This window comes from Streptomyces sp. NPDC111520, assembly GCF_055635295.1.
This window is the reverse complement of the sequence record NZ_JBVKBW010000007.1, coordinates 512,121-520,281: the sequence shown is the minus strand read 5'-3', so window position 1 is coordinate 520,281 and position 8,161 is coordinate 512,121. Positions and strand designations below refer to the sequence as shown.

Here is an 8,161-nt window from a genome sequence, read left to right as displayed (position 1 = left end):
GGCGAGATGTCCGGCGGCCAGCAGCAACGCGTCGCCATCGCCCGCGCCCTGGCCAACCGCCCCGCCCTGATCATCGCCGACGAACCCACCGGCCAGCTCGACGCCGACACCGGCCGCGCCGTCATGGAACTCCTGCGCGCCGTCGTCCACAGCGAAGGCGTCACCGCCCTCGTCGCCACCCACGACCCCCAGCTCCTCGCCCTCGCCGACCGCGTCCTCGAACTCCGCGACGGCCACATCCTCACCACCGACTGACCCCCGGGCGGCGAGGACGTCACGCCGCCGGGGTCGGGCCCGGGACGCCGCGCGCCCGCCGCCCCGCGGCCCGGTGCAGCGCCATGCCGGACCAGCCGACCAGGACGACTCCCACCGCGCTGAACGCGGACCAGAACAGCAGCGGCCCGTGCCCGACGTCACGCCGCGCCACGACCCGCTCGGGACGGTCGGCCCGGTAGACGATGGGCAGCCGGTCCCCGTGGTTGACCTGACGGCGGTTGGTGCCCCGTGGCAGCGGATGGGTCACCTCGGCGCCCGCCACGGTGAACGTCACCCACAGCCGCCCGTCGCCCGGGCCGCCGTGCGCCTCGCGGACGGTGCCCACCGTGTGCACGCCGTAGCGCACCGACAGGGTGTCCCGGGCGGCCGAGGTCAGGAGCCAGACACCCGCGGCGAGGAACAGCACACCGGCCACCAGCAGCACCAGAGGGTGGGCGGTGCCCCCGCGGGCGTCCGCGGCCGAGCCCTGACGGGTGCCCTCGCCCGAGCCGTACCGGCTGCCCGCACCGGAACGCCCGCCGGAACGCCCGCCGGAGCCGCGCGCTTTCGCCCGCCGGCCGCCCCGCACCGGTCCGTCCCCTGCGCCCGCTGCCCCCATGACAGCAATTTACGGGAACCACGAGGCCCTACGGGAGAGGGAGTTCGGGACTCGTGGCGCGGACGGCGACCCGCCTGGCACCATGGCTGCCCATGACCTCCGGGCCCGCCTTCCGCCTCGCACGCGCCGCGGTGTTCGCGGCCGTGTGCGTGACGGTGACCGGGCTCGGCCACGCCCTGATGTCTCGGGCGGTGCCGGGCTGGGCGGTCGGGTACGCGTTCGCCGCCACGACCGCCGGGGCTTGGTGGCTCGCCGGACGCCGGGAGCGCGGCGCCCTGACGGTCACGGGAGCCACGGTGGGGGCGCAGTTCGCGCTGCACGCCTGGTTCGGCCTCGCCCAGGCCTTCGCCGCCGCCCCCGCCGACGCGGGCCCGGCGTACCGTCACACGGCCGCGGCGATGGGCGCGATGCCCATGTCCGCCTCCCCGGCCGGCGGCTGGACCACGGGCATGGCCGCGGCCCACGCGCTCGCCGCCGCGCTGTGCGGGCTGTGGCTGTGGCGGGGCGAGGCCGCGGTCTTCCGGGCCGGCCGCGCCCTGGGCGCGGTCCTGCTCGCCCCGTTGCGCCGGGCGGTACGCACCGTCGTCGCCCACGACCACGCCGCCCCGGCCCGCCCCGTGGCCTCCCCCCGTCCGGCGCGCCCACCGCGCCGGACACCCCTGCGGCACACGGTGGCACGCAGGGGCCCACCGAAGCCGGCGATCAGCTGCTGACCGTCCGTCCCGCCCACCTGCGGTGACGGGCGCAGTCCGGCCTGCCCGCGCACGGCCCCGTCCGCCGCGCGGCCACGCCGTCCCGCCGTCACGGCGGACCGACCTGCCGACTTCACCCGCGCCCGCGCCGTACGCGCCGGGCGCCGATCGGGGATGCACCCATGTCTTCCACACAGGAACAGACACCGACCGACGGACACGGCGGGGACGCCGCGGCCCCTGCCGGGGAAGGCGCCGCGCCGGCCGCGGACCTGTCCGGCACCACCGCGCAACAGCGGCGCTCCTGGCGCGAGGCACGCGCACTGCTCGTCCGACTGCACTTCTACGCCGGGGTGTTCGTCGCCCCCTTCCTCCTCGTCGCCGCCCTCACGGGCCTCGCCTACACCTTCACCCCGCAGTTCGACCGGCTCGCCTACGGCGACCTGCTGTACACCGAGCGGCCCGACGGCCCACCGCGTCCGCTGGCCGAACAGATCACGGCCGCCAGGGCCGCCCACCCGGAGGGGACGCTCGCCTCGGTGATCACCCCGTCCGGCCCCGAGGACACCACGCGCGTCGTGCTCTCCGTCCCCGAACTGGGCGACAAACAGCGCACGGTGTTCGTCGACCCCTCCACGGCCGAGGTGCGCGGGGAGCTGACCACGTGGTTCGGCTCGACGCCGCTGTCGACCTGGCTGGACGACCTGCACCGCAACCTCCACCTCGGGGAGACCGGCCGGCTCTACTCCGAGGTCGCCGCCAGTTGGCTGTGGGTGATCGTCGCGGGCGGGCTCGTGCTGTGGCTCGGACGCGCCCGAGGCCTGCGCGCCCCCACGGCCCGCGGTGTGCTCCTGCCCGACAGGTCCGCCCGGGGAGTGCGCCGCACCCGTACCCGGCACGCCGCCACCGGCGTGTGGCTGGCCCTCGGCCTGCTCTTCCTCAGCGCCACCGGTCTGACCTGGTCCCACTACGCCGGTGAGCGCTTCGGACGGTTCCTGGACGCGGTCAAGGGGCACGCGCCCGCGCTCGACACCTCCCTGCCCGGCGTGGGAACCGGCTCCGGCCCGGCGCAGGAGGGACACGCCGGGCACGGCGGCGGCCGCTCCACGGCGGCCGCCGACCCGGCCGCCTTCGACACGGTCCTGGCCGTGGCCCGGGACGCGGGCCTGGGCGGCAGGGTCGAACTGACCCCGCCCGCCGACGCGTCGACCGCCTGGACCGTCGCCCAGGACGACGACCGGTGGCCGGTGCACTACGACCGGGTCGCCGTCGACGCCGCCCGGGGCGAGGTCACCTCCGAGAGCCGCTGGGCCGACCACCCCACCCCGGCCAAGCTCAGCAAGCTCGGCGTCCAGGGCCACATGGGCCTGCTCTTCGGCCTGGTCAACCAGATCGTGCTGGCGGTGGTGGCGCTCGGCCTGGTCCTCGTCATCTGCTGGGGCTACCGCATGTGGTGGCAACGCCGGCCCGTCCGTGCCGACCGCGCCGCCCCATTCGGCCGGGCCCCCGCACGCGGCACCTGGCGCCGCCTGCCCGTGCCCGCGCTGGTCCTCGGCGTCCCCGCCGTCGCCGCCCTCGGCTGGGCACTGCCCGTCCTCGGCGTGACGCTGCTCGGGTTCCTCGTCCTCGACGCCGCCGTGGGCCTCCTGCGCCGGCCGCGCACCGACTGACCCCCGCGACCCCGACCCCCGGCCCGGGAGACCCCTCCCGGGCCGGGCCGCGTGTACCCGCCTGCCGCCCGGCCTCCGAGGTCGCCACGCCCGGGCGCTGCGGCGCCGCGCCCTGCGCGCCTGGCCGGCCCGCCCCCCGCGGGCGGCTCCGTGCCGCCCGCAGGGGCGCCTTGCCCGGGCCGTGGTGTTACGTATAACGTTCGCGCATGTCCCGTATCGCCCTGGTCACCCTCGTCGTCCGCGACTACGACGAGGCCATCGCCTTCTACACCGGCGCCCTCGGATTCGAGCTCGTCGAGGACGAGCCGCGCCCCGGCGGTAGCCGGTGGGTCGTCGTGCGCCCGCCCGGCGGCGCCTCCGGCAGTGGGCTGCTGCTCGCCCGCGCCAAGAACGACGCGGAGCTCTCGCGGGTCGGCGACCAGACCGGCGGACGGGTCGGCTTCTTCCTGCACACCGAGGACTTCGCGGGCGACCACGCGCGGATGCTCGCCGCGGGCGTGACCTTCCTGGAGGAGCCCCGCCACGAGGCGTACGGCTCGGTCGCCGTCTTCCAGGACCCGTACGGGAACCGCTGGGACCTCCTCCAGCCCGCCGCCACCGCCCCCACCGACCAGGAGCACACCGCGTGACCGCCCTCGACACCGACCTGATACGCCGGCTTCCCAAGGCCGTCCTCCACGACCACCTGGACGGCGGCCTGCGGCCGGCCACCCTGGTCGAACTGGCCGCGGAGACCGGCCACGCGCTGCCCGCCACCGACCCCGGCGAGCTGGCCGCCTGGTACTACGACGCGGCGAACTCCGGCGACCTCGTCCGCTACATCGCCACCTTCGAGCACACCATCGCCGTGATGGGCACCCGCGAGGGCCTGCTGCGCGTCGCCGAGGAGTACGTGCTCGACCTCGCCGCCGACGGCGTCGTCTACGGCGAGGTGCGCTACGCCCCCGAGCTGCTGGTGCACCGCGGCCTCACCCTCGCCGAGGTCGTCGAGACCGTCCAGGAGGGTCTGGCCGCCGGCATGGCGAAGGCCGCCGCCGCGGGCACGCCGGTCCGCGTGGGGACCCTGCTGTGCGCGATGCGTATGACCGACCGCAGCCGCGAGGTGGCCGGCCTCGCCGTGGCCTACCGCGACGCCGGTGTCGTCGGCTTCGACATCGCCGGGGCCGAGGACGGGTTCCCGCCCGCCGACCACCTCGCCGCCTTCGAGTACCTGCGCCGCGAGAACGTGCCCTTCACCATCCACGCGGGCGAGGCCCACGGCCTGCCCAGCATCCACCAGGCCGTGCAGGTCTGCGGCGCGCTGCGGATCGGCCACGGCGTCCGCCTCGCCGAGGACATCGTGGACGGCAAGCTCGGCCGCCTCGCGGGCTGGATACGCGACCGCCGCATCGCGCTGGAGGTCTGCCCGACCTCCAACCTCCAGACCGGCGCCGCCACCTCCATCGCCGGGCACCCCATCACCCTGCTGCGCGACCTCGGCTTCCGCGTCACCGTCAACACCGACAACCGCCTGGTCTCGGCGACCACCATGACCCGAGAGATGGAACTGCTGGTCAGCGAGGCGGGCTGGACGGCGGAGGACCTGCGCGAGGTCACCGTCAACGCGCTCAAGAGCGCGTTCCTCCCCTTCGACGAGCGGAACGCGATCATCCGCGACGTCGTCCTCCCGGGCTACGACACCGTGCTGACCGCCGGCCGCTGACCCATGATGGGGGTACCGGGCCGGCTCGGCTCCCGGCCCGGTACCCACGTCCGCCGAACGCGCCGGAAATCGGGGAGTCACCCGCAGACGCCGGTTACGGCGGGCGCGCCACCCACGGACGGTGGGCGTGGTCACCGGCCGTCTGCACCCGCGGACGGCAACGAGACCCGAGCCGGACGAACAACCGGCCCCGCTCCGGCGCCTGAACCCCCCGACGCCCACCGGGCCGCAATCTGCCGACAAGCCCCGACCGCCCACCCTCCTCTCCGCAGCCCGCATCTTCGCGCCCGAAGGGCGCGAGACGGTGCGACAGCCGAGCAACCGGCGCGGCACCCACCGGCCCGACGCCACGGGGAGGCCGCTCCGCGGCCGGTGCAGGCTCCGGGGCGGTCGGCGGACGCGTCGCGGGAACGCTCCGCCCTTGACGGCGCACCGTCCTGTGCGAAGGATGGCGCCCACCGATCCACCCGTCCGGCCGCAGGTCCCCAGCGGGAGCCGCCACGTGACCCCTGAGCACCACCGTCCCCGTACCGTCCTGGCCATGCGGGCCGCCACACGTGAGGCCGTCCTCACCGACGTGGCGCTCGGGCGGCTCTCCCGCGTCGCCCGCCTGGACCCCACCGTGCTCGTCGAGGACTTCGCCGACCCCGCCGTGGCGGAGGCGCTCGCCGGCGCCGAGGTGCTGCTGACGGGGTGGGGCTGCCCGGCGCTGGACGAGGCGGCGTTGGAGCGGATGCCGGCGCTGCGCGCGGTCGTCCACGCCGCGGGGTCGGTCAAGCAGCACGTCACCGACGCCGTGTGGCAGCGCGGCGTGCAGGTCTCCAGCGCGGCCGCCGCCAACGCCCTGCCGGTGGCCGAGTACACCGTCGCCGCTGTGCTGTTCTCCGGCAAGCGCGTGCTGGAGTCCGCGCGGGCCTACCGGGAGGCCCGCCGGAAACCGGCGCTCTCCGAGACGCCCGGCGGCATCGGGAACTATCGCCGCACCGTGGGGGTCGTCGGCGCCTCCCGCATCGGACGGCGGGTCGTCGAGCTGCTGCGCCCCTTCGACCTGCGCCTGCTCCTCCACGACCCCCACCTCGCTCCCGCCGAGGCGGTGGCGCTCGGCGCGGAACCGGTGGAGCTCGACCACCTGTGCCGGAGCAGCGACGTGGTCACCGTCCACGCCCCCGAACTGCCCGAGACCCGGCACCTCTTCGACGCCGCACGCCTGGCGCTGCTGCGGGACGGGGCGACGCTGGTCAACACCGCGCGCGGCTCGCTGGTCGACACCGCCGCGCTCACCGCGGAGCTGGTCTCCGGCCGGCTGCACGCCGTCCTCGACGTCACCGACCCCGAGCCGCTGCCCGCCGGCTCGCCGCTCTACGACCTGCCGAACGTCCTGCTCACCCCGCACGTCGCCGGATCCCTGGGCAACGAGCTGGCCCGGCTCGCCGACGCCGCGATCGAGGAGATCGAACGCCTCGCCCGCGGCGAGCCGCTCGCCCACGCCGTCCACCCCGACGAACTCGCACACTCGGCCTGAAGAGGACCGCACGGCCGTCCCCGTCCGGGCCCCGGGCCGGCTCGCCGGGCAGGAAGCGGGGTTCGGCCCCACAGGGCACACGACGCCGCCGGAACTGCCCTGGCCACCGCGACGGGGACGCCCCCCGTCACCGAAGGCGCAGGAAGTGCCGCACGTCGCCGTAACCGTCCACCGCCCGGCCGTCCACGTCCGACGGATCCGCCTCGGCACGTGCCGCCAGTGACGCCGCCAGCGCGACGGCCTCGTTGGCGAGGCGCCCGAACCGCCGAGCGGTGTGTCCCAGGCACAGCCCGGCCACCACCTCGTGGGGCCGCGCGGGCGGGTTGTGGAAGACGGGACGGGCGGGCACCCCGCGAGGGTACGGCAGCGTCACGGCAGGGGCTACGCGCGGCCCGTGCCTCGGTAGAGGTCGAGTTCGCCGTCGAGTTCGAGGGCGAGGACGGTGGCGTAGGGGTCCAGGGCGCCGGTGGAGGGGGCGTCGATCCAGGTCACTCCGGGGACCTCGTGGAGCCCGCCGGTCACGTGGTGGCCGAGGGCGGCGCCGCTGCCGACGACGGAGACGCGGCGCACGCGGTTGCGCAGGCCGCGTACCGCGATGGTCTCGCGGGGGGCGTCGAAGCAGACCAGGTACAGGGTGCGGCGGTCGGCGGACAGGGTGCTGGGGCCGTAGTGGTGCCCGGCCGGCAGGCCGGCGCGGGTGCCGTACACGGCGTCGGCATGGGCGCGGATCCAGTCGCCGAGCCCTTCCAGGCGCTCGGTCTGCTCCGGGGTGATGGTGCCGTCCTCGCGGGGCCCGACGTCCAGCAGCAGGTTGCCGCCGGCGCCGATCGTCTCGGTGAAGTAGCGGACCAACTGGCCCACCGACTTGTGGCGGTGGTCGCCGTGCTGGAAGCCCCACGAGTCGTTGACGGTCAGGCACAGCTCCCACGGCCCGGGCGGCGGTTCGACGGGGATGCCCTGCTCGGGCGTGGCGTAGTCGCCGTGGCTGAGCATGCGCGCGTTGAGGACCGTCTGCGGGTTCCCGGCGAGGATCCGCGCGGCCAGGGCGTCCAGGCCCCACTGGTCCTCGCTGCGCTCCCACTCGCCGTCGAACCACAGCAGGTCGGGGCGGAAGCGGTCGACCAGCTCGCCGACCTGGGCGTCGCGGTAGGCCAGGTAGCGCCGCCAGGCCGCCGGGTCCTCCGTGCCGTCCGCGGGGGCGACGAACCGGCTGGTCACCACGTCCGGGGTGGGCGGGTCGGGGTGGACGACGCTGGGGTAGTCCGGGTGGTTCCAGTCCGAATGGGAGTAGTAGAGACCGACCTTGAGGCCCTGCTCGCGCAGCGCCCGCGCGTACGGGTCGATCAGGTCGCGCCCGGCGGGGGTGCGCCGGACGACCGACAGGTCGCCCTGCGCGGTGTCCCACAGGGCGACGCCGTCGTGGTGCCGGGCGGTCAGCACCGCGTAACGGGCGCCCGCGCGGGCGAAGAGCCGGGCCCAGGCGTCCGGGTCGTAGTGCGCGGCGGTGAAGCCGTCGAGCTGGCGCATGTACCGCTCGTGGGGGACGTCGCCGTTGTAGAAGGCCCAGGACTCGGGCACGCCGTCGACCGCGTAGATCCCGTAGTGGACGAAGATGCCGAGCTTGGCGTCGGCGAACCACGGCTGCAGGGGCATGGCTGACGGTTCCTCGGGGATCGGGGGAGGACGGCCGGGGGTGCGGGT

General features: G+C 75.9%; 9 protein-coding genes. 6 read left to right on the top strand and 3 right to left on the bottom strand.

Annotated elements, in window-relative coordinates; translation table 11 throughout:
• Nucleotides 1-255, top strand: a 255-nt coding sequence (locus tag ACZ7MY_RS19930) for an ATP-binding cassette domain-containing protein (RefSeq protein WP_361004250.1), incomplete at its 5' end; no start/stop codon positions are given.
• Between the two features lie 19 nt (nucleotides 256-274).
• Here ACZ7MY_RS19930 and ACZ7MY_RS19925 read toward each other — a convergent pair.
• Nucleotides 275-874 carry a hypothetical protein gene (locus tag ACZ7MY_RS19925; protein ID WP_499603280.1) on the bottom strand — a complete coding sequence of 200 codons (600 nt, stop codon included), beginning with the start codon at nucleotides 872-874 and terminating at the stop codon, nucleotides 275-277.
• 92 nt (nucleotides 875-966) lie between these two features.
• Here ACZ7MY_RS19925 and ACZ7MY_RS19920 point away from each other — a divergent pair, with 92 nt between their 5' ends.
• The 5 genes from ACZ7MY_RS19920 to ACZ7MY_RS19900 all read left to right on the top strand — a co-directional run bounded on the left by ACZ7MY_RS19920 (nucleotide 967) and on the right by ACZ7MY_RS19900 (nucleotide 6,460).
• Nucleotides 967-1,587, top strand: a complete 621-nt coding sequence (locus tag ACZ7MY_RS19920) for a hypothetical protein (protein ID WP_499603279.1) — start codon at nucleotides 967-969, stop codon at nucleotides 1,585-1,587.
• A gap of 161 nt (nucleotides 1,588-1,748) precedes the next feature.
• Entirely contained in the window at nucleotides 1,749-3,236 is a 1,488-nt protein-coding gene (locus tag ACZ7MY_RS19915) for a PepSY-associated TM helix domain-containing protein (protein WP_499603278.1), read from the top strand.
• Between the two features lie 206 nt (nucleotides 3,237-3,442).
• The gene (locus ACZ7MY_RS19910; protein ID WP_499603277.1) at nucleotides 3,443-3,865 is read left to right on the top strand and encodes a VOC family protein; all 423 of its coding nucleotides are present in this window, start codon (nucleotides 3,443-3,445) and stop codon (nucleotides 3,863-3,865) included.
• The gene (locus ACZ7MY_RS19905) at nucleotides 3,862-4,938 is read left to right on the top strand and encodes an adenosine deaminase (protein ID WP_499603276.1); all 1,077 of its coding nucleotides are present in this window, start codon (nucleotides 3,862-3,864) and stop codon (nucleotides 4,936-4,938) included. The genes ACZ7MY_RS19910 and ACZ7MY_RS19905 overlap by 4 nt, the downstream gene beginning before the upstream one ends.
• A 541-nt stretch (nucleotides 4,939-5,479) precedes the next feature.
• The gene (locus ACZ7MY_RS19900) at nucleotides 5,480-6,460 is read left to right on the top strand and encodes a hydroxyacid dehydrogenase (protein WP_499603296.1); all 981 of its coding nucleotides are present in this window, start codon (nucleotides 5,480-5,482) and stop codon (nucleotides 6,458-6,460) included.
• A 127-nt stretch (nucleotides 6,461-6,587) separates the two neighbouring features.
• On the opposite strand, the gene ACZ7MY_RS19895 is transcribed toward ACZ7MY_RS19900, so the two are convergent.
• Nucleotides 6,588-6,809 (bottom strand): hypothetical protein, encoded by a 222-nt coding sequence (locus ACZ7MY_RS19895; RefSeq protein WP_499603275.1) that lies wholly within the window; start codon nucleotides 6,807-6,809, stop codon nucleotides 6,588-6,590.
• Between the two features lie 32 nt (nucleotides 6,810-6,841).
• Nucleotides 6,842-8,113, bottom strand: a complete 1,272-nt coding sequence (locus ACZ7MY_RS19890; RefSeq protein WP_499603274.1) for an alpha-L-fucosidase — start codon at nucleotides 8,111-8,113, stop codon at nucleotides 6,842-6,844.
• Nucleotides 8,114-8,161 lie beyond the last annotated feature (48 nt).